This window comes from Streptomyces viridochromogenes DSM 40736 (genome assembly GCF_000158955.1).
Classification (GTDB): domain Bacteria; phylum Actinomycetota; class Actinomycetes; order Streptomycetales; family Streptomycetaceae; genus Streptomyces; species Streptomyces venetus.
Map to the genome: position 1 here is coordinate 3,651,044 of NZ_GG657757.1, position 23,459 is coordinate 3,674,502.

At 69.1% G+C, this 23,459-nt stretch carries 18 protein-coding genes; 8 read left to right on the forward strand and 10 right to left on the reverse strand.

What is annotated here, in order from left to right:
* Positions 1-47: 47 nt before the first annotated feature.
* Positions 48-2,780 (reverse strand): phosphoenolpyruvate carboxylase, encoded by a 2,733-nt coding sequence (gene ppc / locus SSQG_RS15895; protein WP_003990808.1) that lies wholly within the window; start codon positions 2,778-2,780, stop codon positions 48-50.
* A 297-nt stretch (positions 2,781-3,077) separates the two neighbouring features.
* Between ppc and SSQG_RS15900 the strand changes: the two genes are divergently transcribed.
* Together SSQG_RS15900 and SSQG_RS15905 are read left to right on the forward strand one after the other, a co-directional pair.
* Entirely contained in the window at positions 3,078-4,097 is a 1,020-nt protein-coding gene (locus tag SSQG_RS15900) for an acyl-CoA desaturase (protein ID WP_003990809.1), read from the forward strand.
* The gene (locus SSQG_RS15905) at positions 4,094-4,771 is read left to right on the forward strand and encodes a TetR/AcrR family transcriptional regulator (protein ID WP_003990810.1); all 678 of its coding nucleotides are present in this window, start codon (positions 4,094-4,096) and stop codon (positions 4,769-4,771) included. Before SSQG_RS15900 ends, SSQG_RS15905 begins: the two co-directional genes overlap by 4 nt.
* 36 nt (positions 4,772-4,807) lie before the next feature.
* Here the strand turns inward: SSQG_RS15905 and SSQG_RS15910 are convergent, their stop codons facing one another.
* Entirely contained in the window at positions 4,808-5,626 is an 819-nt protein-coding gene (locus SSQG_RS15910) for a trans-aconitate 2-methyltransferase (RefSeq protein ID WP_003990811.1), read from the reverse strand.
* A gap of 121 nt (positions 5,627-5,747) precedes the next feature.
* Here SSQG_RS15910 and tamR point away from each other — a divergent pair, with 121 nt between their 5' ends.
* Positions 5,748-6,245, forward strand: a complete 498-nt coding sequence (gene tamR / locus SSQG_RS15915) for a MarR family transcriptional regulator TamR (protein WP_003990812.1) — start codon at positions 5,748-5,750, stop codon at positions 6,243-6,245.
* Here the strand turns inward: tamR and SSQG_RS15920 are convergent.
* Positions 6,204-6,971 (reverse strand): LuxR C-terminal-related transcriptional regulator, encoded by a 768-nt coding sequence (locus SSQG_RS15920; RefSeq protein ID WP_031117914.1) that lies wholly within the window; start codon positions 6,969-6,971, stop codon positions 6,204-6,206. The genes tamR and SSQG_RS15920 overlap by 42 nt on opposite strands.
* Positions 6,972-7,274: 303 nt before the next feature.
* On the opposite strand from SSQG_RS15920, the gene SSQG_RS15925 reads away from it, so the two are divergent.
* The 3 genes from SSQG_RS15925 to SSQG_RS15935 all read left to right on the forward strand — a co-directional run bounded on the left by SSQG_RS15925 (position 7,275) and on the right by SSQG_RS15935 (position 9,501).
* On the forward strand, positions 7,275-7,730 hold the full coding sequence (locus SSQG_RS15925) for a GNAT family N-acetyltransferase (RefSeq protein ID WP_003990814.1): 456 nt from the start codon (positions 7,275-7,277) through the stop codon (positions 7,728-7,730).
* 305 nt (positions 7,731-8,035) lie between these two features.
* On the forward strand, positions 8,036-8,488 hold the full coding sequence (locus tag SSQG_RS15930) for a hypothetical protein (protein WP_244299143.1): 453 nt from the start codon (positions 8,036-8,038) through the stop codon (positions 8,486-8,488).
* Positions 8,485-9,501: a hypothetical protein gene (locus SSQG_RS15935; RefSeq protein ID WP_244299145.1), complete on the forward strand. Its 1,017-nt coding sequence runs from the start codon at positions 8,485-8,487 to the stop codon at positions 9,499-9,501. The genes SSQG_RS15930 and SSQG_RS15935 overlap by 4 nt, the downstream gene beginning before the upstream one ends.
* Positions 9,502-9,559: 58 nt before the next feature.
* Here SSQG_RS15935 and galK read toward each other — a convergent pair whose 3' ends face one another.
* From galK to galT, 3 genes are read right to left on the reverse strand one after another with little or no spacing between them, the layout of a single operon-like run.
* Complete coding sequence (galK, locus tag SSQG_RS15940) at positions 9,560-10,747, reverse strand: galactokinase (RefSeq protein ID WP_003990817.1); 1,188 nt, start codon at positions 10,745-10,747, stop codon at positions 9,560-9,562.
* A gap of 27 nt (positions 10,748-10,774) precedes the next feature.
* A complete protein-coding gene (galE, locus tag SSQG_RS15945; RefSeq protein ID WP_003990818.1) occupies positions 10,775-11,737 on the reverse strand; it encodes a UDP-glucose 4-epimerase GalE in 963 nt (320 codons plus the stop codon).
* Positions 11,734-12,795: a galactose-1-phosphate uridylyltransferase gene (galT, locus tag SSQG_RS15950; RefSeq protein ID WP_003990819.1), complete on the reverse strand. Its 1,062-nt coding sequence runs from the start codon at positions 12,793-12,795 to the stop codon at positions 11,734-11,736. The genes galE and galT overlap by 4 nt, the downstream gene beginning before the upstream one ends.
* 164 nt (positions 12,796-12,959) lie before the next feature.
* On the opposite strand from galT, the gene SSQG_RS15955 reads away from it, so the two are divergent.
* Both SSQG_RS15955 and SSQG_RS15960 read left to right on the forward strand, forming a co-directional pair.
* A complete protein-coding gene (locus tag SSQG_RS15955) occupies positions 12,960-14,639 on the forward strand; it encodes a sodium:solute symporter family protein (protein WP_003990820.1) in 1,680 nt (559 codons plus the stop codon).
* Positions 14,640-14,657: 18 nt separating this feature from the next.
* Positions 14,658-14,972 (forward strand): hypothetical protein, encoded by a 315-nt coding sequence (locus SSQG_RS15960; RefSeq protein WP_003990821.1) that lies wholly within the window; start codon positions 14,658-14,660, stop codon positions 14,970-14,972.
* A 134-nt stretch (positions 14,973-15,106) separates the two neighbouring features.
* Here the strand turns inward: SSQG_RS15960 and SSQG_RS15965 are convergent, their stop codons facing one another.
* The 4 genes from SSQG_RS15965 to SSQG_RS15980 all read right to left on the reverse strand — a co-directional run bounded on the left by SSQG_RS15965 (position 15,107) and on the right by SSQG_RS15980 (position 23,421).
* Positions 15,107-15,565: a hypothetical protein gene (locus SSQG_RS15965; RefSeq protein WP_003990822.1), complete on the reverse strand. Its 459-nt coding sequence runs from the start codon at positions 15,563-15,565 to the stop codon at positions 15,107-15,109.
* A 103-nt stretch (positions 15,566-15,668) separates the two neighbouring features.
* Positions 15,669-20,201, reverse strand: coding sequence for an RICIN domain-containing protein (locus SSQG_RS15970; RefSeq protein ID WP_003990823.1), 4,533 nt, complete (start codon positions 20,199-20,201; stop codon positions 15,669-15,671).
* 402 nt (positions 20,202-20,603) lie between these two features.
* Positions 20,604-21,281 (reverse strand): helix-turn-helix transcriptional regulator, encoded by a 678-nt coding sequence (locus tag SSQG_RS15975; RefSeq protein WP_244299147.1) that lies wholly within the window; start codon positions 21,279-21,281, stop codon positions 20,604-20,606.
* Between the two features lie 253 nt (positions 21,282-21,534).
* A complete protein-coding gene (locus SSQG_RS15980) occupies positions 21,535-23,421 on the reverse strand; it encodes a PQQ-binding-like beta-propeller repeat protein (RefSeq protein ID WP_078506859.1) in 1,887 nt (628 codons plus the stop codon).
* Positions 23,422-23,459: the final 38 nt, after the last annotated feature.

Genomic DNA, 23,459 nt, shown 5'->3' on the forward strand with positions numbered 1-23,459 from the left:
CGAGCCTGTACGGGCTCGGGGGCACGGTCGTGTCCGGGGAGGTGGGCTCAGCCGGTGTTGCGCAGGCCGGCCGCCACGCCGTTGACGGTGAGGAGCAGGGCGCGGGCGAGCAGCGGGTCGGGCTGTTCGCCGGCGCCGGCGGCGTCGCGCTGCCGCTTGAGCAGGGCGACCTGGAGGTAGGAGATGGGGTCGAGGTAGGCGTCGCGGATGGCGAAGGTCTGCTTCAGGACGGGTGCGGCGTCGAGGAGTTCCTGCTCGCCGGTGACGCGCAGTACTTCGCGCACGGTGAGTTCGTGCTCGGCCTTGATGGTGTCGAAGACGTGCTTGAGCTCGTCGGGGACGAGGGTGTCGACGTAGTGCTGGGCGATCCGCAGGTCGGTCTTGGCCAGGGTCATCTCGACGTTGGAGATGAAGTTGCGGAAGAAGTGCCACTCCTGGTGCATCTCGTCGAGGACGGTGTCGAGGCCGGCCTCGCGCAGTGCCTTGAGGCCGGAGCCGACGCCGAACCAGCCGGGGACGATCTGCCGGGACTGGGTCCAGCCGAAGACCCACGGGATGGCGCGCAGGCCGTCGAGCGAGACGCCGGAGCCGGGGCGGCGGGAGGGCCGGGAGCCCAGGTGCAGGTCGGCGAGCTGGTCCACCGGCGTCGACGCGAGGAAGTACGTCGGCAGGTCGGGGTCCTCGACGAGGCGGCGGTAGGCGGCGTGGGCGGCTTCGCTCACGACGTCCATGGCGGCGTCCCAGCGGGACAGGGCCTCGACGGACTGGCGGGGGGCGGTGTGCAGGGCGGAGGCCTGGAGGGTGGCCGCGACGGTGAGTTCCAGGTTTTCTCTGGCCAGGGCCGGGATGAGGTACTTGTCGGAGATGACCTCGCCCTGCTCGGTGACCTTGATCTCGCCTTCGAGGGTGCCCCAGGGCTGGGCGAGGATGGCGTCGTGGGTGGGGCCGCCGCCGCGGCCGACGGTGCCGCCGCGGCCGTGGAAGAGGCGCAGGCGTACGCCGTAGCGGTGGGCGACGTCGCGCAGGCGGCGCTGGGCGCGGTGGATCTCCCACTGGCTGGTGGTGATGCCGCCGAACTTGGAGGAGTCGGAGTAGCCGAGCATGACCTCCTGGACGTCGCCGCGCAGCGCGACGAGGCGCCGGTAGGACGGGTCGGAGAGCATGTCCTCGAGGATGGTGTCGGCGGCCTTGAGTTCGTCGGTGGTCTCCAGGAGCGGGACGATGCCGATCTTGGCCCAGCCGGCGTGGAGGTCGATGAGGCCGGCTTCGCGGGCGAGGACGGCGGCGGCGAAGACGTCGTCGGCGCCCTGGCACATGGAGATGATGTACGACTCGATGACCTCGGGTCCGAAGACTTCCAGGGCCTTCTTCACGGTCTGGAAGACGCCGAGGGTCTTCTCGCCGGGCGCGTCCACGGGTGCGGGGGTGGGGGCGAGGGGCCTGCGGGACCTGAGTTCCTTGGCGAGGAGCTTGGCGCGGTAGTCGCGGGGCATGTCCGCGTAGCGCCAGGACTCCTCTCCGAGGCGGTCGAAGAGCTGGCCGAGGGCGTGGTGGTGGGCGTCGGCGTGTTCGCGGACGTCCATGGTGGCGAGCTGGAGGCCGAAGGCGGCGAGGGTGCGGATGGTGCGGGCGAGGCGGCCGTCGGCGAAGAGGCCGCCGCGGTGCTCGCGCAGGGAACGCTGGATGATCCGCAGGTCGTCGAGGAGTTCGGCGGTGCCGAGGTAGTCGCGGCCGTCGCGGTGGGCGGTGCCCTTGGCGAGGCGCTTCTTGGTGTTCTCCAGCTTCTGCCGGATGCAGGTGGCCTTGAGGCGGTAGGGCTCTTCGGCGTTGAGGCGCTTGTAGCGGGGGCTGATCTCGGGGAGGTTCTCGAGGTCGGCCTGGAGGGAGGTCAGCAGTTCCTCGGTGGCGCCGGCGTAGCGGATGGAGTTGGAGAGGAAGCCACGGAGTTCGTCGATCGTCTCCAGGGCGTCGTTGATGCCGTGCTCGTGCTGGAGGATGAGGATGTCCCAGGTCACCTGGGGGGTGACGTTGGGGTTGCCGTCGCGGTCGCCGCCGATCCAGGTGCCGAAGGTGAGGGGGCGGGTGTCGTCGGGGAGCTTGACGCCGGCGCGCTCCAGTTCGGCGGTGAGGTCCTCCAGGACGTCGCCGACGGCGTTGGCGTGCAGTTCGTCGAGGTAGTAGATGGCGTTGCGGGCTTCGTCGGCGGGCTCGGGGCGGACGACGCGCAGTTCGTCGGTCTGCCAGACGAGGTCGATGTTCTCGGCCAGCCGGATGTCGAGGCGGCGGCGGTCGGACTCGATGACGGGGGTGTCGAGGAGCGCGGCGACGCGCCGGAGCTTGTTGAGGACCGACCGGCGCGCGGCTTCGGTGGGGTGTGCCGTGAACACGGGGCGAACATTCAGGTGGCGAACGGTCTCGCGCAGGTGTTCGGGGTCGGCGTCCTTGAGCCGGTCGGCCGTACGGGCGAGGAGTCCGCCTTCGGCTGCGCGCCGGGCGCGCAGCTCGCGGCCGCGGTGTACCTGCTCGGTGACGTTGGCCAGGTGGAAGTAGGTGGAGAAGGCGCGGACCAGCTTGGCCGCGGTGTCGAGTTCGGTGCCGCGCAGCAGCTCGGCGGCGGCCTCGCCGTCCTCACGGGTGAGTCGGCGGACCTTCTCGACCAGGTCCAGGAGCTCGGGGCCCTCCTGCCGGACGAGGGTTTCTCCGAGGAGGTCACCCAGTCGGCGGATGTCGGCACGCAGCTCACTGCTCGTCGTCGTGGTCTGGTCGTCGGCACTGCTCACAGGTGCGGCTCCTTGCAGTGTTGAAGCTCGTCTGGGAGGGGAACCCGGACGGCGTCTCGCGCGGCGGGTGCCGCATACGGGCCGGACATCCGGGAAGAAATCAGAGCGGACCGCGCTGTCCGACCGACTCCAGGATAGGTGTCGGCGGGGACGCGCAGGCTCTCGGGCCCTTGCCGCCGGGCGGCGCGCTGCCATACTTACGAAGCCGTAGGTTACGGAACCGTAGGAAGCACCATGCGGGTCCCCGTAGCCCGGCTACCCCCACTTCTCCATCCACATACCCCCCAGGGGACGCGTATGACCAGTAGTTCCGACGTGATCGAAGACGCTTCGAAGGCACCCGGTCAGGCCACCGACGCCGCTGCGCCGACCGCCACGCTGGGTGGCGAACAGAAGCGGTCCATCGAACAGATCTCCCTCCTCCTCTTCATCACCGTCCCGTTCCTCGCTCTGCTGGCGGCGGTGCCGCTGGCGTGGGGCTGGGGCGTGAGCTGGCTGGACCTGGGTCTGCTGGTGTTCTTCTACTACCTGGGCTGCCACGGCATCACGATCGGCTTCCACCGTCACTTCACGCACGGTTCCTTCAAGGCCAAGCGGCCGTTGAAGATCGCGTTGGCGATCGCGGGGTCGATGGCGGTGGAGGGTCCGCTGGTGCGCTGGGTGGCCGATCACCGCAAGCACCACAAGTTCTCCGACGCGGAGGGCGACCCGCATTCGCCGTGGCGGTTCGGGGAGACCCTTCCGGCCCTGATGAAGGGCCTGTGGTGGGCGCACATCGGATGGATGTTCGACGAGGAGCAGACGTCGCAGGAGAAGTACGCCCCGGACCTGATCAAGGACGGGACGCTCCGCGCCATCTCCCGCCAGTTCGTCCTGTGGACGGTGGTGTCCCTGGCCCTCCCGGCGCTGATCGGCGGCCTGGTCACGATGTCCTGGTGGGGTGCGTTCACCGGGTTCTTCTGGGGCTCGCTGGTGCGGGTGGCTCTGCTGCACCACGTGACGTGGTCGATCAACTCGATCTGTCACGCGGTCGGCAAGCGGCCCTTCAAGTCGCGCGACCGGTCGGGCAACGTGTGGTGGCTGGCGGTGCTGTCCTGCGGCGAGTCCTGGCACAACCTGCACCACGCCGACCCGACGTCCGCGCGGCACGGTGTGATGCGCGGCCAGCTGGACTCCTCCGCCCGGCTGATCCGCTGGTTCGAGATGCTGGGCTGGGCGTACGACGTGCGCTGGCCGTCACGCTCGCGTATCGATTCGCGCCGTAACGCCGGGGAAGGTGGCTCCCCGCGCGGGAAGGAGCCCGCCGAGGCGGCATGATGGTCGCTGTGGCGACCGACTCGAGCAGCACCCCCAGCAATGACAAGCCGCGGCGAGCGCGTCGCACCCGGATGACCGGTGCCGAGCGCCGTCAGCAGCTGTTGGAGATCGGTCGCACGCTCTTCGCGGCGAAGGGGTTCGAGGGCACGTCGGTGGAGGAGATCGCGGCGAAGGCCGGGGTCTCCAAGCCGGTCGTCTACGAGCACTTCGGCGGCAAGGAGGGCCTCTACGCGGTCGTGGTGGACCGCGAGATGCGCCGTCTGCTGGACATGGTCACCAGTTCGCTCACGGCCGGTCACCCTCGTGAACTGTGCGAACAGGCGGCCTTCGCCCTGCTGGACTACATCGAGGAGTACACGGACGGTTTCCGCATCCTGGTCCGTGACTCCCCCATCCCCCAGTCGACCGGTTCGTTCGCCTCACTGATCTCGGACATCGCCACGCAGGTGGAGGACATCCTGGGCCGCGAGTTCAAGAGCCGCGGCTTTGACTCCAAGCTGGCCCCGCTGTACGCCCAGGCCCTGGTCGGCATGGTCGCGCTGACGGGCCAGTGGTGGCTGGACGTACGCAAGCCGAAGAAGGCCGAGGTGGCCGCGCACCTGGTGAACCTGGCGTGGCACGGTCTGGACGGGCTGGAGGCGAAGCCGCACCTGATAGGGCGTCGCAAGGCGTGACGCCCTGCCGGGGCAGATCATCGAGAGCCTCGGCCGTCAGCCCTCCTTGCGGGCCACGGCGAAGACGCGCCGGAACGGGAAGGGTGTGCCGTGCGGCCCCGCCGGATAGGCCTCGCGCAGGGCGGCCCGGTACTCGGCGACGAATTCCTCCCGCGCCTCGGGGTCGTCGGCGAGCGCGGTCAGCACGGGCCGCAGCCCGGTCCCCTTCACCCAGTCGAGCACGGGGTCCTCGCCCTGGAGGGGATGGATGTACGTCGTCTCCCACACGTCGGCGGTGCAGCCGAGGGAGGCGAGGCGCCCGAGGTAGGCCTCGGGTGTGAGGACGGCGTCGTCGTGGCGCAGGGTGCCGGCGAGCCGGTCGCGCCAGCGCGGCGCGTGCGTGAGCTCGCGCAGGATCCGGTGGCTGGGGGCGTCGAAGTTCCCCGGCACCTGGAAGGCGAACGTCCCGGAGGGGTTCAGCGCGTCCACCCAGTCGGCGAACCGCTCGACGTGCCCCGGCACCCACTGGAGCGTGGCGTTGCTGAGGATCAGGTCGTACGGCTCGTCGGGCACCCAGGTCCGGACGTCGGCGTGCGCGAAGCCGAGGTGGCCGCCGCCCGGGGTGGGCCCCTCGTGGTCCACGTGGGCCTTGTCGAGCATCTCGGTCGAGTTGTCGTAGCCGGTGATGCGGGCGGTGGGCCAGCGGGCGGCGAGCAGCGCGGTGACGTTGCCGGGGCCGCAGCCGAGGTCGGCGATGCGGGGCCGGGCGCCGGGCAGGTCGGGGACACGCGCGAGGAGGTCGGTGAAGGGGCGGGCGCGGTGGTCGGCGTGGCGGAGGTACTGCGCGGGGTCCCAGGTGGGGGCTGCTGCGGGCATGGGTCCTCCTGGTGTCCTGGCGCCTTCGTGATGACACTCAGCGTGACAGGATGCTTATCTTGATGTCAAGAAAATGGACATCAAGAGACTCTACGTCGACACAACCCTTACACTGATCGTCATGGAGGACGAGGTCGACCGGCTGGTCGCAGCATGGCGCCGTGAGCGCCCTGACCTCGACGTGGAACCGCTCGAGGTGCTCAGCCGTGTGAGCAGACTGGCCCGGCATCTGGACCGGGCACGCCGGCTGGCCTTCTCGGAGCACCATCTGGAACCGTGGGAGTTCGACGTCCTGACGGCCCTGCGCCGCGCCGGCACGCCGTACCAGCTCTCACCCGGACAGCTCCTCACCCAGACCCTGGTCACGTCGGGCACGATGACGAACCGCATCGACCGTCTGGCGAAGAAGGGCCTGGTGGAGCGCCTTCCCGACCCCAACGACCGCAGGGGCGTCCTGGTCCGTCTGACGGACGAGGGCAGGGACCGCGCGGACCAGGCCCTGGCGGGTCTGCTGGACCAGGAGCGCGCGATCCTCGCGGAGCTCTCCCGCACCCAGCGCGGCGAACTGGCGGGGCTGCTACGCCAGCTGACCGCCCCGTTCGACAACATCCCCGGCTAGGTCGACGGGCCCGACCCCGGCCCGCCGGGCCAGGGCGACCGCGGCGAGCGTGGAGTGCACGCCCAGCTTGCCGAGAACGTTCTGCATATGGGTCCGCACGGTGTGCGGCGACAGATACAGGCGCTCGGCGACGGCCTTGCGCCCCAGCCCCGCGACCATGCACCGCAACACTTCCCGCTCACGCGGAGTGAGGGACTCCACCAGCCGCTCGCTCTCGGTGCGGTGCTTGCGGGCGGCGGTCAGCTCACGCAGCACGCCGGTGAGCAGGGCGGGGGGCAGGTGGGTCTCGTCGCGCAGCACCCCGCGGATGACGGTCAGCAGCCGGGACAGCGAGCAGTCCTTGGCGACCCACCCGGAGGCCCCGGCCTGCAGGGCGAGCGCCGCCCGCCGCGGATCGTCCTTCTCCGCGAGCACGACGATCCGTACGTTCGGCTGCGCGGAGCGCACTCCCGTGACGAGGGAGATCCCGTCGACGAGCCCGTCCTCGTTGCCCTCCTGCACGGGGACGGCCGGCCGGGCGCCCGGCACCTTGCCACCCAGGTCGGCGTCGACGAGCAGCACGTCGAACCGCCGCCCCTCGGCGACGGCGCGCTCCAGGCTGCGCAGCGCGGCCGGGCCGCTGCCGGCCGCGGACACGTCGACATCGGGCTCGGCGGCCAGGGCCGCCGCGAGTGACTCGGCGAAGATGCGATGGTCGTCGACGACCAGGACTCGGATGCGAACCACGTAACCCCCTCCCCCGAGCTCACGAAGAGCGGGGATACCCCATCGTCGGAAGCCGACACCGCGCGGGTACGACGCCGGAGTGCCCAGATCCGCGGCGTCTGTCCGTCCGTCCTCGCCGCGGCCTGACGGGGCGCCGCAGCCGCACGGCCGCCGCCGTGCAGAAACCGGTACCCCCACCCCGGGCGTCGTACCCGGCTGTCTCGCCCCCTGATCGGCACCGGCCCCCACCGGTGCTGTTCATCAGGGTACGGACGGGGGCCCGGAGCGGAAGGTTATTTGCAGAACTGACCGTCCGACGCGTTTATGGTGTGCCGCATGTTCCGTCTTGAGACAGAAGTCGACAAGGCCCGACGTGATCTGCTCCGCACACGCCTGCGAGAGGCGAACACAGCCGCCTCCCCGGTCCTGCGCGCCCTGCGCGGTACGCCCGGCGAGCGGGACGTCCCGTTGCACGTGTGGGCTGTGAACGACACCGACGAACTCGCCGGCGGACTGGTCGGATACACCTGGGCGACCTGGCTCCACGTGACGTACCTGTGGGTCGACGAACGCCACCGCGGCCAAGGCCTCGGCGCCCGGTTGCTCGCGAAGGCGGAACACCTCGCCACCACCACCCGCGACTGCCGCGCGGCCCGCCTGGAGACGTGGGACTTCCAGGCGCCGCGCTTCTACGTGAAGCAGGGGTACCAGATCACGTGCGCGATCCCGGACTATCCGCCGGGAATCACGGAGTACACGCTGACGAAGCGGCTGGTCTGAAGACCTCGTGGTTGTCGCTCATCGGCCTCCCGATAGCGTGGGTTTGCTTGAGCTGTCCCCCCACCCACCCCCCACTACCACCACCTCAACGGGAGCACACATTGCACCGCCCCGCTCGGCTCCTCACGGCCGCGCTCACCGCTTCTGCGGCCTTGCTGCTGACCGCCTGTGGTTCGGGGGGAGGTGACGAGTCGTCGTCCGACAAGATCGCCGGTGCGGACTCCGCTGAGACGCCATCAGCTTCCGCGTCGGCTTCCGCGTCTGCGGACGGGATCGATCGGCCGGAGATCAAGCTGCCGAGTGACATGAAGAACGTCTTCGAGGACCGGCAGACCGGAGACCCTCAGAAGGACGCCATCCTCGCCGACAACGAACGGGCCATCAGCACGGTGGACCAGGCCATGGCGTACGGCGACATGAAGAAGTCCGGGATGGCCTTCTACTACACGGACAGCGCGCTGACAGGCGTCTACTACTACGCGAAGGACAACATCGCCAGGAAGACCGCCTGGGCCGGCACTCTCCGCTACTTCGACCGCCAGGTGAGGGTGTTCGACAAGACGTCAGCGGCAGTGACGTACTGCGCGGACGAGAGCAACGCGAATGTCAAGGACCTCAAGACCGACAAGGTGAACGTGGTCGAGACCTCGCCCGACAGCTACGTCTACTACAACACCAGCGTGAGGAAGAACAGCGACGGCGTCTGGCAGATCTGGAAGCTTGACGAGGACCGGGGCGCCAAGCGGTGCCAGCCGTGACGCGCCGCGTAGCGCTCGCGGTTCTCACCTCCACGCTGTTCGTCCTCGGGGTGGACACCGCTGTCGCTGGAGGAGTCGGCAACAACGGATCCCGGGACGTCGAGGAGTCCGGTCACGCCTCGGGACGGGTGCTGCAGTCGAAGATCACCTTCAACGTGAAGGGTTCAGCGCCCTCGAAGGAAGGCGGCCCTGTCACGTCCACCGCCGTGGACTGGGAACCGCCGGCCTGCTGGTACGAGCCCTACTGGAAGGCCAAGGACTTCAAGACCTACACCGAGGCCAACTGGTCCATGTACGAGTCCGCCGGTGGTGCGCCCGAGGGCATCGCGGACGACAAGGCTCGCTACAAGAAGGGCCATCCCTACAAGGACTTCAACGTCGACAAGAACGACGAGGGCATGTGGTGGGTGGCCGTCAAGAACCCGAAGATGGAAAACGACCCTGCCGCCGACGACTGCAGGCGTGACCCCTTCTGGGTGGACAACGGCAAGACCCCCGACGTCCCCCAGGCCATCGACACCGAAACCCTCGCCGGGCTGGCGCATCAGCGGACCGTTGTGCCGCCGACCAAGATCTCCCTGGCCCCGGAGGGCAAGTCGACGGTGAACGCGCCTACCTGGATCTGGCTGGACAAGGGCGCCTTCAAGCCGGTCTCCGTCACGGCGAGTCTGCCCGGTACCGGGCTCTGGGCGACCACGACCGCCAAGCCGGTGAGTCTGCACGTCAATCCGGGGACGCAGGACGCGGAGAGCCTTCCGGCGTCCGGTGAGTGCGGGATCAACGACGACGGGTCGATCGGTGAGCCGTACGCGAGGGGCAAGGCGGAGCTGACGCCTCCGTGCGGTGTGCGGTACCTGCGGTCGTCGCGAGACGGTTCCTATCCCCTTGAGGCGACGCTCACCTGGGAGATCTCCTGGAAGGGCTCGGGCGGAACGGGTGGTGACCTGCCCAACGGCACGTTCGCCACCACGACCGACGTGCAGGTTCGGGAAATCCAGTCCGTCAATCGCTGACAACGACGAGAGCGGCTCCCTCGCCCGGGGGTGAGGGAGCCGCTCTCGGTGTGCTGTGTCAGTGGATTCGGCGGGCGCCCGCTGAGGGGACCGCTTCGAAGACTCGGGGCGTGGTGAAGCCCGCGGCCGCGAAGGCCTCGGTCACTGCCTTGGTGATCGCGTCGACGTCCGTCTCCTCGGTGAGGACGATCGCCGAGCCGCCGAAGCCGCCGCCGGTCATGCGGGCGCCGAGGGCGCCGGAGGCGAGGGCCGTGTCGACGACCAGGTCGAGTTCGGGGCAGGAGATGCGGAAGTCGTCCCGGAGCGATGCGTGGCCCTCGACCAGGATCGGGCCGATCGCGCGGGTGTCGTCGCCCGACTCCAGCAGGGACACGACGCGTTCGACGCGCTCGTCCTCCGTGACCACGTGGCGGACCAGGCGGCGGACCTCCTCGTCGTCACCGAGGCGGGACAGGGCCGCGTCCAGTTCCTCGTAGGGGATGTCCCGGAGGGCGTTGACGCCCAGCAGGGCCGCGCCCTTCTCGCAGCCGGCGCGGCGCTTGCCGTACTCGCCCTCGCTGTGGGAGTGCTTGACCTGCGTGTCGACGACGAGGAGGCGCATGCCCTCGGCCGCCAGGTCGAAGGGGATCTGCTTCTGGGAGAGGTCGCGGGTGTCGAGGAAGAGGGCGTGGCCCGCCTCGCAGCACGCCGACGCCGTCTGGTCCATGATGCCGACGGGGGCGCCGACGTAGACGTTCTCCGCGCGCTGGCAGAGGCGGGCGAGTTGCCAGCCCCTCAGGCCGAGGGAGAAGAGGTCGTTCAGGGCGAGTGCGACCACGACCTCCAGGGCGGCGGACGACGACAGGCCCGCGCCCGACGGGACGGTGGAGGCGAGGTGGATGTCCGCGCCCGTGACGGCGTGACCGGCCTCGCGCAGGGCCCAGACCACGCCCGCCGGGTACGCCGTCCAGTTCTTGTCCGACTCGGGGGCCAGGTCGTCGAGGCGGAGTTCGGTGACGCCTCCCGCGGCTCCTTCGACGTCCGCCGAGTGCAGGCGCAGCACCCCGTCCTCGCGGGCCGAGACCGCCGCGACCGCCGTGTGCGGCAGGGCGAACGGCATGACGAAGCCGTCGTTGTAGTCCGTGTGCTCGCCGATGAGGTTGACGCGGCCGGGCGCCGCCCACACGCCGTGCGGCTCGGCGCCGTACAGCTCCGTGAACCGTTCGGCGACCGCCTCGGCGACCGTGTCGGCAACAGCCTCGCTCATGCCTGACCCCTGACCCTTCCGTACGTTCTAGTTGCCGCGCCGCTGCGCGAAGTCCCACGCGTCGGCGACGATTCCCGCGAGGTCCGCGCGGGACGGGTTCCAGCCCAGCTTCTCGCGGGCCGTGGCGGCCGATGCCACCAGGACCGCCGGGTCGCCGCCCCGGCGCGGGGCCACGACCTCGGGGATCGGGTGGCCCGTGACGCGGCGGACCGTCTCGATGACCTCGCGGACCGAGAAGCCGTTGCCGTTGCCGAGGTTGCAGATGAGGTGCTCGCCGGGGGTGGCGGCCTTCAGGGCCAGCAGGTGGGCCTCGGCGAGGTCCGCCACGTGGATGTAGTCGCGTACGCAGGTGCCGTCCGGCGTCGCGTAGTCCTCGCCGAAGACGGAGATCGAGTCCCGCCTGCCCTGTGCCACCTGGAGCACCAGCGGGATGAGGTGGGACTCGGGGTCGTGGCGCTCGCCGTGCTCGCCGTACGCCCCGGCCACGTTGAAGTAGCGCAGGGACACCGCGCCCAGGCCGTGTGCCGCGGCCTCGCCGGTGATCATGTGGTCCACCGCGAGCTTGGTGGCGCCGTAGGGGTTGGTGGGGGACGTGGGGGCCGACTCGACGATCGGGACCTCGTCCGGTTCGCCGTACGTCGCCGCCGTGGAGGAGAAGACCAGTGTGCGGACGTCCGCCTCGCGCATCGCGGCCAGCAGGGCCATGGTGCCGGCGACGTTGTTGTCCCAGTACTTCTCGGGCTTCGCGACCGACTCGCCGACCTGCGAGAACGCGGCGAAGTGCAGGACGCCGTCGTACGAGGAGTCCAGCCATTTGGCGGCATCGCGGATGTCGCCCTCGATGAAGGTGGCGCCCGCCGGAACGCCCTCACGGAAGCCGGTGGAGAGGTTGTCCAGGACGACGGCCTCGTGTCCCGCCTCCAGCAGGTGCTGGGCGACCACGCTGCCGACGTAGCCCGCGCCGCCCGTCACCAGGTATTTCCCGCTCATGAACTCGCTACCTCTCGCAGTCGCTCGGCCGCGCGCTCCGGCGGCACGTCGTTGATGAACACGTTCATGCCGGACTCGGAACCCGCGAGAAACTTCAGCTTGCCGGAAGTGCGGCGGATGGTGAAAAGCTCGAGGTGGAGCGCGAAGTCCTCGCGCACGATCCCGTCGAACTCCTCCAGCGCGCCGAACGGGGCCTGGTGCCAGGCCGCGATGTACGGCGTCGGAGGCTCACCCTCACCGAAGATCCGGTCGAAACGCCTCAAGAGTTCCAGATATACCTTGGGGAACTCTGTGCGCGCGGCTTCGTCCAGGCCGAGCAGGTCGGGGACGCGGCGCTTGGGGTACAGGTGGACCTCGTACGGCCAGTGCGCCGCATAAGGCACGAATGCCACCCAGTGTTCACCCTCCAGGATGACTCGCTCGTCGGCGAGTTCACGTTCCAGGACGGCGTCGAAGAGGTTCTCCCCTCCCGTCATCTCCTTGTGGGTCGCGACGGAGCGGAGCATGAGCGCGGTACGCGGGGTGGTGAAGGGGTAGGCGTAGATCTGCCCGTGCGGGTGCTGGAGGGTCACGCCGATCTCGGCGCCCCGGTTCTCGAAGCAGAACACCTGCTCGACGGAGGGGAGGTGGGACAGCTCCGATGTGCGGTCCGTCCACGCCTCCAGCACGAGGCCCGCCTGCTCCTCGGAGAGGGCGGCGAAGGACGCGTCGTGGTCGGAGGTGAAGCAGACGACCTCGCAGCGGCCCGAGTCGCCGGCCAGCGAGGGGAAGCGGTTCTCGAACACGACGACGTCGTACGACGAGTCCGGGATCTCGCTCAGCCGGTCGCCCTCGGAGGGGCACAGGGGGCACTCGTCGGCCGGCGGGTGGTAGGTGCGGCCCTGGCGGTGCGAGGCGACGGCGACGGAGTCGCCGAGCAGGGGGTCGCGGCGGATCTCGGACGTGGTGACGGTGCGGTCCAGCGGGCGGCGGTCGGTGGCGTCCCGCACACTGTCGTCACGCAGGTCGTAGTAGATGAGCTCGCGACCGTCGGCCAGCCGGGTCGAGGTCTTCTTCACGCCGGACTCCTCATCCTTCAAACATAACCCAACATATCAAAACACCAGCATCCTCAATCGTCAACATCACAATCCAACAAAGAGCATCATCCGAACGGTTCAGCCGCTGAAGGTGGAGGCGTAGATTCCGCGAGGTATCGGTTCACGCAACAAAGCGAGGGCTTGTGCAAACCCCCACATATCTGGCAGCCGAGCTACGTCTCCCCACGAACTGGCTCGACTACACGATCCTCGGCATCTACTTCGTCGTCGTCCTCGGCATCGGCTTCGCCGCCCGGCGCTCGGTGAAGACCAGCCTCGACTTCTTCCTCTCCGGCCGTTCCCTGCCTGCCTGGGTCACCGGTCTCGCCTTCGTTGCCGCCAACCTGGGCGCCACCGAGATCCTGGGCATGGCCGCCAACAGCGCGCAGTACGGCGTCTACACGACGCACTGGTACTGGATCGGCGCCATCCCGGCCATGGTCTTCCTCGGCCTGGTGATGATGCCCTTCTACTACGGCTCCAAGGTCCGCTCGGTCCCCGAGTTCCTGCTGCTGCGCTTCGACCGGGCCGCGCACCTCCTCAGCTCGGTCCTCTTCGCCTTCGCCGCGATCCTCATCGCCGGCGTCAACCTCTACGCCCTGGCCATCGTCGTCGAGGCGCTGCTGGGCTGGCCGGAGTGGGTGGCCATCGTCGTCGCCGGGTTCTTCGTCCTGGCGTACATCACCCTCGGCGGCCTGTCCTCGGCGATCTACAACGAGGTCCTGCAGTTCTTCGTGATCCTGGCGGCGCTCATCCCCATCACCGTCCTCGGCCTGAAGAAGGTGGGCGGCTGGGACGGCCTGTCCGACTCCCTCACCAAGACCCACGGCGCCGACTTCATGACCTCCTGGGGCGGCACCGGCATCGGCAACGACAACCCACTGGGCGCGAACTGGCTGACGATCGTCCTGGGCCTCGGCTTCGTGCTGTCCTTCGGCTACTGGACGACGAACTTCGCCGAGGTGCAGCGCGCCCTGTCCGCGAAGAACCTCTCGGCGGCGCAGCGGACCCCGCTGATCGCCGCGTACCCGAAGATCTTCATCGTGTTCCTGGTGATGATCCCGGGCCTGGTCGCCGCCGTGCTCGTCCCGAAGATCGGCACGTCCGGCTCCGACCTGCAGTACAACGACGCCATCCCGTACCTGATGGAACAGCTGCTGCCCAACGGTGTGCTGGGCATCGCCGTGACGGGTCTGCTCGCGGCGTTCATGGCGGGCATGGCGGCCAACGTGTCGTCGTTCAACACGGTGTTCACGACGGACATCTGGGCGAAGTACGTCCGGCGGGGCCGCGAGGACGCGTACTACGTGCGCTTCGGCCGGCTCATCACCGCGATCGGGGTGCTGGCCTCCATCGGCACGGCGTTCCTGGCGAGGTCCTTCTCGAACATCATGGCCTACCTCCAGACGCTGTTCTCCTTCTTCAACGTGCCGATGTTCGTCGTCTTCATCATCGGCATGTTCTGGAAGCGGGCATCCATGAAGTCGGGCTTCTGGGGGCTGATCGCGGGCACCACCGCGGCGATGGTCAACTACTTCGTCCTCTACAAGCAGGACATCGTCGACATCCCCTCCGACCAGGGCGCCAACTTCGTCTCCGCGATCGCCGGGTTCGTCGCGGGCGCGGTCGTCATGGTGGCGGTGTCGCTCTTCACCGCGCCGAAGCCGACGGAGGAGTTGCAGGGGCTGGTGTACGGCACGACCTCGCCCGGCATGGCGGAGCCTGCGGCGCCCGGGGACGAGGCCTGGTACCGCAAGCCGGCGTTGCTGGGGTGGGGCGCCATCGTGCTGGCCGCAGCCTGCTACATCCCGTTCTCGTTCTGACCGAGGGAGGATAGAGACATGTCCGAGCACTACTCCGACAAGGACGTACAGCGGGAAGTCACCGACCTGGAGGGCAAGTCGGCGACCGCCGCGAGGCTGTTCGACATCCGGCGGATCATCGGCGGACTGTTCGTGCTCTACGGGGTGATCGTCACGATCGCCGGACTCACGGCATCCGACGCCGACATCGACAAGGCGGAGGGCGTCAACATCAACCTGTGGACCGGGTTGGGCATGCTGGCGCTCGGCCTGTTCTTCCTGGTGTGGCTGAAGCTGCGGCCTGTGGCACCGGCGCCGCCGGGGGTTGTGCCGGAGGGTGAAACGAGGGAGTGACGGCGGGGCGCCGTCACTCCGCCCGCCGAGACGCCCGGTTGCGCGGCTGGGTGCCGACGTCTGCACCGCGGTGACGGCGACGGTCATACGAGTCCCGTCCGAAGGTGCGAGGGCGTGTAGGCCAGTACTCCGTATCAGATAAGGGACCAGATCTGCCGCGCTGGATGCCCCAAGGCATCACCGATCCGAGTCAGATCCTCGTCGCTGAGCATGTGCCTGTTGGGACTCCACACCCTCAGCCTGAACCGAGCGAATCCGGAAGGCACGTTGTATACGAGGTCGTTCAACGTGGTGTCAGTGCCACAGCAGGGAACCTTCACGGCAAGGCTTGGGACGCTCCTGTCCCGGTAGGCCTCATCCATCCTCGTCATCCACCACCCGTGGAAGTCGAGCTGAGCTCCACATCGAGGACACGACACGGATTCCAGGCCCGCACCGTTTATAAAGGCTGGCGCATCGCTTTCATCCACTTCGACGTCCCCGAGCGCATCGGAGCACAACTCCTCGGCGAGCACCATAGCGCGGCTGCTTGCCACTTGATCCGGCTGCCAGTACGGATCGGAGGGAATGAGGTAGAGGACGGTTTCGCTCAACGGGCTCTCGCTTCGATTCGAGGGTTCTTGAAGACGCTACCTGGTTTGAGAGAAGGCCGGGGTACCCTCAGGGAACGGCACCCCGGCTCTCACAACATGCCTGCTACGGCGTGTGCACGAGGGTGATTCCAGTAATCCCCTTCTCGGAGAAAAGATTCTTTATCGCGACATACGCGTCGTACTCAGCGATGTCCCAGCGGATTTGCGTCTTCGTTCCCGCAGCCTTCACGGCATCGAGCTGGCGGTTGGCCTGCTTCACAAGCCCGTCCGCACCTGAGAAGAAGGGCACGAACTTGCCGTCTTTGACCCACTTCGCGTACTCGTAGCCCTTGGCGTCAAGCAAGACTCCGTTCTTGAACCCGTCGAACTTGACGAATCCCTTGACGTTCGGGGTGTCATGGATGACGTAGCCAAACCCTACGGGGATACCGGTGATGCGCTGCTCGTACAGGACTGAGGCGTTCGTCGCATCCTTCACCTCGTCGGTGATCACCTGCCAGCTGCCAGGACCGCCGCGCTCGGCCCAAGGCAGCTTGCCACCCGCGATCGCCTTGGCACCGAGGCCGGCCAGAACCTGGTCGGCTACTCCGGCAGCGCGCAGGGCCTTCCAAGCGTCGTCGAAACCGATGCCGGTCTTGAGGGCCGCATCCAGGGCTCTGACGCTGTCGCTGATAGCGGCGAGGGGCTTGGCGATGGGGAGGAACATCGCCGCCGCCCAGGCACAGGACGACTTACTGCCGTGGAAGCAGTCGATGAAGTCCCCGACGACGATCTGGAACAGGACCGCGCCGAGGGTGTCCCCGAAGAGGCTTTGCCAGCCCAGCTTGAGAATGTCCCGTCCGGAGAAGAAGTGGCTCCACTCAACGGCGTCGTCGGGCCTGATCGTCTTCGTGTCGAGGTAGTGCCACGCCGACTTCGGACAGCCCTCCGGAGTAGCCAGCGCATCGGTCTCGGTGCACAGGTAGAAGTCGGCAACGAGTTCGACGGTCACCTCATAGCGGGCGTTGCAGCCGACAAGAGGCGCGTTGGAGGGGCACTCTCCGATCTGTTTCGCCGAGAGGACCTTCGACTTCTCCTCGTCGACGACGTAGAACACACCCCCGACACCGGTCCCGGCACCCGTTGAGACCTGCTTGTTGGCGCCCGCCTGTTCGGCTCGTGTCGCCGCTTCCTGGGCTTCCTTGGCGTACTTCTCCGCGTCCTTGGCCGCCTCCTCCGCTTCGGTCGCCGCGGCGTCGGCGCGGTTGGCCGCTGCCCGGGCATCCTTGGCTGCCTCTTCGGCCGCGGCAGCTGCGCTGCGGGCGGCTTCCGCGTCGAGGGCTGCCTGGTCGGCCGAGTCGCGGGCGTTCTTGGCATGGGTTTCGGCGCGGCCGGCTGCCTGGTCGGCGGCTTGGGCGTCCTCGGTGGCCTGGCGGTTGTAGTCGACGGTTCGGGCCAGGCTTGCGGTTGCCTTGGACGCGGCCTTGGCGGCGTCCGCGGCGTAGCCGAGGGCTTCCTTGGCGTAGGTGCGAGCGTCGGAGGCGTGGCCGGCGGCGTTGGCGGCGTGCTGGTAGGCGGCCTTGGCGTCGCCCTTCGCCTGGTCGGCTAGGTTCTTGGCCGCTGAGGCTTCGGCGGCCGCGTTCTTGGCGTGGGCGTCGGCGACGGACTTCTGCTGGTCGGCGATGGTTTTGGACGCCTGGCCGGTGAGGACGACCAGGCCGGCCGCCGAGTCGGTGTCGACGTACGGGGAGCCGAGCTGGATGGCGTCGTTGGCGGGCTTGGCGACCTGGGCCGCGGCTTTGCCAGCGTCCACGGCGGCTTGTGCGGTGACGTGGGCGAAGCCGGCGGCCTTCGCCGAGGCGGCAAGGGCCTTGGCGGCTTCCTTGTTCGCCTCGTCCGCGTGGGCCTTTGCGGTCTTGGCCTGCTTCTCCGCCTCGTCGGCCAGGGCGACCGCCGTCTTGGCCTCGGAGGAGGCGTGCTCGGAGGCGTCGATGGCGTCGGCTGCGGCGCTCGTCGCGGTCTTCACCGCGGCGTCGGACTTCAGCTTCGCGGCCCGGGCGGCGTCCGCGTGCGCGCGGGAGCGCTTGGCAGCCGCCTCCGCGCGGGTGGCTGCCGCGTCGGCGTCTGCTGCCGCCTTGGTCGCTGCGTCCGCTTCGGAACGTGCCCGGGTGGCGGCTGCCTCGGCGTCGTCGGCGTGCTTGTCCGCCGCATTGGCCGCGGCGCGGGCGTCCTCTCCTGCTTCGCCGGCCTCCAGGGAGTCGGCGTAGGCGGCCTTGGCATCGGCCTTGGCGCGGGCGGCGTCGGCCTTCTGCTCCGCGTCCCACGCGTCATCCCGCATGTCCTTGGCGTGGTCGCGGGCCTTGACGGCGGCGTTCTTCTTCTCGACCGCCGTGCCTTCGGACGCCTCGGCCTTGCCCTTGGCGTCCTCGGCCCGTGTCGCCTCCGCTTCGGCGTTCTTCCTGTGCTGTGCGGCCTCGGCCTGCTTGGCCGCGGCCGTCTTCTTCTCCGCCTCGGCCGTCTTCTCCTCGGCCTCGGCGGCCAGGCGCTTGGCGTGGGCCTCAGCGGCGGCCGACTTGGCCTCGCCTTCGGCCTTCAGCGCCTCGGCGAGCTTGGCCTCCGCGGTCTCCTTGTCCTTCTTGGCGTTGTCGCGGTGCACCTTCGCGCCGTCGGCCGCGGCCTTCGCCTGGGCCTCGGCCACCGCTGCGGCGGCCCTGCGGAACTCCGCCTTCGACTGGGCCGCCTGGGCCAGGGCCCGTTGTGCGATGGTCGCGCTGTCACCGGCGGAGGCGCGCGTGGCGGCCTCAGCGGTCGTACCGGCCTTCACCATCGCTTCCAGAGCGGCCACAGCGCCCTTGGTGACCTGGGCCTTCTGCTGGCCGACCAGCAGACCCCGGCCGCGCGGGGCGCCGGCCTCGTCGGCGATGGCGTACGCGGCCTGCTGCGCGATGTCAGTGGCGGTGGCGTGCTTGCGCGCCACGGCCAGCTGAGCCTTGAGAACATCGAGCTGCTTCTTCGCCTGCGCCTGCGCCGCCGCGACGCCCTTCTTGGCCTGGTCGAACTGCGCCTTGTCCGGGTAGAACTGGGTGCCCGAGCCGTTGTGACCCTTGGGGACCATCCGGAACCTCTGCGGGTTCGTGCCGTTGCACGTCCACAGCCAGGAGTCTTGACTGTTGTCGAACTTGTGCAGGTCCAGGCACTTGTCCGTGGCGACGTTGCGCAGTTCGCTGACGGCGCGGACGTCGAACTCCCACTCCTGCGCCGCGCTCTCGTTGCACGTCCAGAGCTGGATCTTCGTGCCGTTGGCAGGGTCGCTGTTCTCGACGTCCAGGCACTTGTCGGACTTGACGTTGACGAGGGCGTAGCTGTCACTGGAAGCGGCGCGAAGCCGCCACTGCTGACCCGAAGAGTTGTTGCAGGTGTAGATCTGCACCGGAGTGCCGGAGGCCGTCTTACCGCCCTCCGCGTCCAGGCACTTGCCCTCGGCCGCCTCGACCTGGATGACAGCGGGGGAGTCGCCGATCCAGCCCGCACCGCCAGGAGCCCAGTAGTCCTGCCAACGGACCAGACGGTCTGCGACCCACGAGTGCCCCAGCAGGTTCCCCAACGCCTTCGCACCGCTGGCGAGGGCGTTGGTGGCGTCCTTGCTGGACTTCAGGATCTGGTTGCGCTGGGGGGCCTGCGAGGTGATCTCTTGCTGCCACTCCGAGGCGGCCGTGTCGGCCATACCGCCCAGGACCTTGTTCGGGTCGATCGGATCCCGCCAGGCGCATGACGCGTACCTGGTCTTCAGGTCCTCGACCGCGATCCGGTGTTCTGCCGTACCGGGCTCGGGCGCGGTGCGGGGGAATCCGCCGGAGGACAGGAACAGACGGGCGTCATCGGCGCCCTTGCCGTTCAAGGTGTCGAACAGCCCTCGGAATGCCCGCTGTTCCTCGTACTGCCGCTGCCGCTCCTCGTTGGGCAGGTCCGGGTCGTACGGCTTCTCGCCGTAGAGCGGGGTGCCCAGATCGGTAACGGCCTTCAGAGTCTTCTCGTCGGCCTCGGGAGTGGAGTCCTCGTAGAAGTCGCCCTCGCGCTTCCAGAACCTGTCGGCGATCCACTGCGTCAGACCGGTCTGGCTGTGGAAGTCCTTCTCCTCGTCACCTGGCCCTCCAGGAGGCCAGTGGAAACCGGTGACGGTGAACCCGCCGGGAGTCTCCAGGCCATCAAGGGGCTTGGACCACTCGTCCCGAAGGGCGTAGGCGGCATCGAGCTCCTTCTTTGCCGCGTCCCTGTCCCGCTGGTACGCAACGGCCAGCTGGGTGTCTTCCCAGTACTTCCGGTCGGCCAGGGCGTGCAGTTTGTCCGGCGGCTGGTTGAGCCCGTCCTGCGCGGTCGCGGTCATGGACGGCCCACCCAGGCGGAGCACCTCCGCCATCAGGCACTGGTCCTGCCGCAGTTGCTCGGCGGCCGTGTCGTCGGACCAGTCGTCGGAGCCGTTCGCCGGGGCGGCCGCCCCCGTGTCGGTGAGCCGGTCCAGCACATCGGGCTGGACCGCCAGGCCGGCCAGTACGGCCACGGCCACGGCGGATGTGACGACGGAGGTCAGTAACCGGGGTCTGCCCGATCTGGGCAGGGAACGGGTTCTGGGCAGGAAGGGCCCTGGTCTTGGGCGCAAGAAAGCATCCCCCTCATCGCAATGGAAGGCTTCCGGGGGTGGCCGCCAGAAGAGCGGAGGAGATGAGTGAAGAGCCGGCTTCGCGGCATGACGGTGTAGCCCCCCGGTGGCGACGGTGTCCCTCGGTCGCCGATGACGCGCGCTGTGGCGGAGTGGTCAGCTCCGCCGTGCGCGACGATCACTTTAGGCACAGGCGTTCGAATCAACCAGGGCATTTCTTCGAGGCCGGAGCGGTATGGCGCGAAGGGAGCCATAGGGCTTCACTGACCCGGCGGGCACAAGCCCCCGCATCACCTGGGGATTTACTGCGCGCATCCCTTGAAAACGGAGTCGGGTCGGAGGCCACGCCGAGATGAGATCGACCAGAACCCGCCCACGCCTCAACGTTCGACGTACAACTGGTCAGGCCTCCGGCCCCGGGTCCCGGGCCAGCGGGCCCGCGCGGTCCAGCAACCCCGTCCTGGCCGCCAACGCCGCCGCCTCCAGGCGGGAGCCCACGCCCAGTTTCATCAGGACTCGCTGGACGTGCGTGCGGGCCGTGGAGGGGGCGATGCCCATGCCCGCCGCGATCAGGCGGGTGTCCTCGCCGTCCGCGACGCGGACCAGGACCTCGACCTCGCGAGGAGTGAGCATCTGGAGCAACCGCTGGCCTTCGTCGTCCGGTTGGGCCGCGGGGTTCAGCAGTTCGCTGAAGGCTCCCTGCAGCAGCTGCGGCGCCACCGCCGCCTCACCCGCCCGGGCCTTCATGATCGCCCGCTCCACACCCTCTATGCGCTCGTCGTGCCGGACGTAGCCGGAGGCTCCCGCCGCGAACGCCGCCGCGATGCCGCGGGGGCTCGGCACCGGCCCCAGCACCAGCACCGCCACCTGTGGACGCTCCCGCTTGATCCGCACCACGGGGTCGAAGATCCCCGGCTCCGCCGGCGTCGCCGTCCCCAGCAGGCACACCTCCGGCGCCCGCGTGATCACCAGCTCCGCCGCCCCCGCGGCCGGCGCCGCCGCGGCCAGCACCCGGTGCCCGCGCAGCTTCAGCGCGGAGGCCAACGCCTCGGCCAGCAAACGGTGGTCGTCGACCACCATGAGCCGCACTCCCATCGAGTAACCCCCCAGTCACCCCGGTCCCCCCAGATGGGAGCCCCCCGGCTCCCCGCCTTCATGCCCCCGGAAGCTACACGCTTGTTCGACGTTGCGCTCCCCCTACCGGCGAGAATCGCCCCGATCACCGAAATTCCTCTCGTGAGAGGTTGACGGGGACCTACGCGTACGGCCCCGTCCCTGTTCAGGGACGGGGCCGTATCGGCATCCGTTCGATCAACGAGCAGCCACGTAACGATCAGCTCGTGCCGAAGCCCACCGCGAGGTACTCCTTCTCGGTCGCGCTGCCGGACGGCTTGCTCGCGAACACCCTGGACATGAACAGGTGCCCGTCGGCGAACAGCAACTCGGAGTAGTCCGGCGACATCCTGGCCTCCACGTCGCGCACCGCTTCCGTCGCCGGGTTCTCCAGCAGCTTGGTCTGCTTGAGGTCGCCCCCGTCGAGGCTCACGATCTGCCCGCCCTTGTCGTACGGCGGGCGCTTGTACGCGATCAGGTTCCCGCCGTCCATGCGCAGCGGCGAGATGGTGTAGCCGTCACCGGCGTCCGCCCGCTGCCCGGTCTGCTTGCCGGTGGCGAGGTCGAAGGACACGATCTCGTTGGTCTGGCTGTACTCGCCCTCGCCGTCGTGCTCCTCGGTCGGGATGTACAGCCGGTCGTTGCCGACGGCCAGCTGGCTGCAGGACTCGACGCGGCTGACGCCCTCGCAGCGGGCGGCGTACTGCTTGCCCGGCGCGGCGATGCGCGTGCGCAGCTTGCCCGTCTTGTTGTCGATGGAGAAGAAGTCCGAGATGCCGCTGCCGTCGCCCGCGGAGTCGCCGACGTCGGCGGCGACGACGAGCGGGTTGGTCGACACGATGCTCGCGTACTCGATGCCCTCCGCCATCTGGTACTCCGAGATCACCTTCCCGGACTTCGGGTCGATGGTCTGGATGTGCAGCTGCCGCTGCTCGTACGAACCGCACTTGCGCACCGCGACGAGCTTCTCGCCGCCGCCGTACCCGGCGTCGTAGCAGGAGTCGCTCGGCTTGGGGCTCCACAGGAGCTTGCCGGAGACGTCGAAGGCGGCGCCGCCGCTGGTGCTGCCGACGGCGACGGTGTCACCGCTGATCGTGACGTTGTCGAAGCTGATCAGCTGGTCACCGGTCTTGGCGGTCTTGGTCCACAGCTTCTTGCCCGCGTCGAGGTCGAGCAGGGCGACCTGGCTGCACCCGTGCGAGGGCTCGGCCTTGGTGGGCATCGCGGGCTGGTAAAGGATCGCCGTCAGGCCGTCGTCGGTGACCTGGCGGCCGGCCTGGCAGACCGGGCCGGACAGCGGGATCGTCCACAGCTTGCTGCCCTTGTCGCGGTCGTAGCCGTTGATCTCGGCGATGCCGCTCTTGACGTACGCCTTGTCGGTGAGCCACGAGCCGGAGACGACGACCGAGCTGTCGTTCTTCACCTCGGGAGCCGGGATCTGGAAGAGGACCTTGGAGGCGGGGTCGGCCGGTGCCTTCTCCTTGCCACCGGGGCTGGTGCCGCCGTTGCCGTCGTCCGTTCCGCCGGTGCCGCCGCTGGAGTTCGCGGTGTCGTCCTTCTTGCCGTCGTCCTTGGACGAGGAGTACCAGACACCGCCGCCGATGATCAGGGCGATCGCCACGACCGCGGCGACGATGATCGCCAGCTGCGCGTTGAACTTCCCGCCCCCGCCCGGCTGTCCGGGCTGACCGGGCTGCGGCTGGAGCGGCATGGTCGCCTGCGGATAGCCGTAACCGGGCTGCTGCCCGTACCCCGGCTGACCCGGCTGTCCGTACGGCCCCGGCTGCTGCCCCGGGTAGCCGTAACCGGCCGGTGCCTGCGGCGGCTGCGGGGCTGCTTGCGGGTAGCCGTACCCCGGCTGCGGCTGCTGCGCGGGCGGTGCGGGCGGCGTCTGCGGAGCCGGGGGTGTCTGAGGTGCCGGGGGTGTCTGCGGTGCCTGCGGAGCCTGCGGAGCCTGCGGGTAGCCGTAACCCGGCTGCGGCTCCGGGGTCTTCCCGAGGTTCGGCCCACCCGCGGGCGGCGGCCCCTGCGGGGGCTGGTCCTGGGGCGGCCCGAAGCCTCCCCCGGGCGGGGGCTGCTGAGGCGGCGGGGGCGGCGGCTGGGTCATGACGTGAGTACCTCGGGGAAGGGGAGGGACGACGAGGG

Bases quoted from the DNA above. Each gene is read 5' to 3' on its own strand.
- SSQG_RS15900 (WP_003990809.1), top strand. From the start codon at position 3,078: ATGACCAGTAGTTCCGACGTGATCGAAGACGCTTCGAAGGCACCCGGT.
- SSQG_RS15905 (WP_003990810.1), top strand. From the start codon at position 4,094: ATGATGGTCGCTGTGGCGACCGACTCGAGCAGCACCCCCAGCAATGAC.
- SSQG_RS15910 (WP_003990811.1), bottom strand. From the start codon at position 5,626: ATGCCCGCAGCAGCCCCCACCTGGGACCCCGCGCAGTACCTCCGCCAC.
- tamR (WP_003990812.1), top strand. From the start codon at position 5,748: ATGGAGGACGAGGTCGACCGGCTGGTCGCAGCATGGCGCCGTGAGCGC.
- SSQG_RS15925 (WP_003990814.1), top strand. From the start codon at position 7,275: ATGGTGTGCCGCATGTTCCGTCTTGAGACAGAAGTCGACAAGGCCCGA.
- SSQG_RS15930 (WP_244299143.1), top strand. From the start codon at position 8,036: ATGAAGAACGTCTTCGAGGACCGGCAGACCGGAGACCCTCAGAAGGAC.
- galK (WP_003990817.1), bottom strand. From the start codon at position 10,747: ATGAGCGAGGCTGTTGCCGACACGGTCGCCGAGGCGGTCGCCGAACGG.
- galE (WP_003990818.1), bottom strand. From the start codon at position 11,737: ATGAGCGGGAAATACCTGGTGACGGGCGGCGCGGGCTACGTCGGCAGC.
- SSQG_RS15960 (WP_003990821.1), top strand. From the start codon at position 14,658: ATGTCCGAGCACTACTCCGACAAGGACGTACAGCGGGAAGTCACCGAC.
- SSQG_RS15975 (WP_244299147.1), bottom strand. From the start codon at position 21,281: ATGGTGGTCGACGACCACCGTTTGCTGGCCGAGGCGTTGGCCTCCGCG.
- SSQG_RS15980 (WP_078506859.1), bottom strand. From the start codon at position 23,421: ATGACCCAGCCGCCGCCCCCGCCGCCTCAGCAGCCCCCGCCCGGGGGA.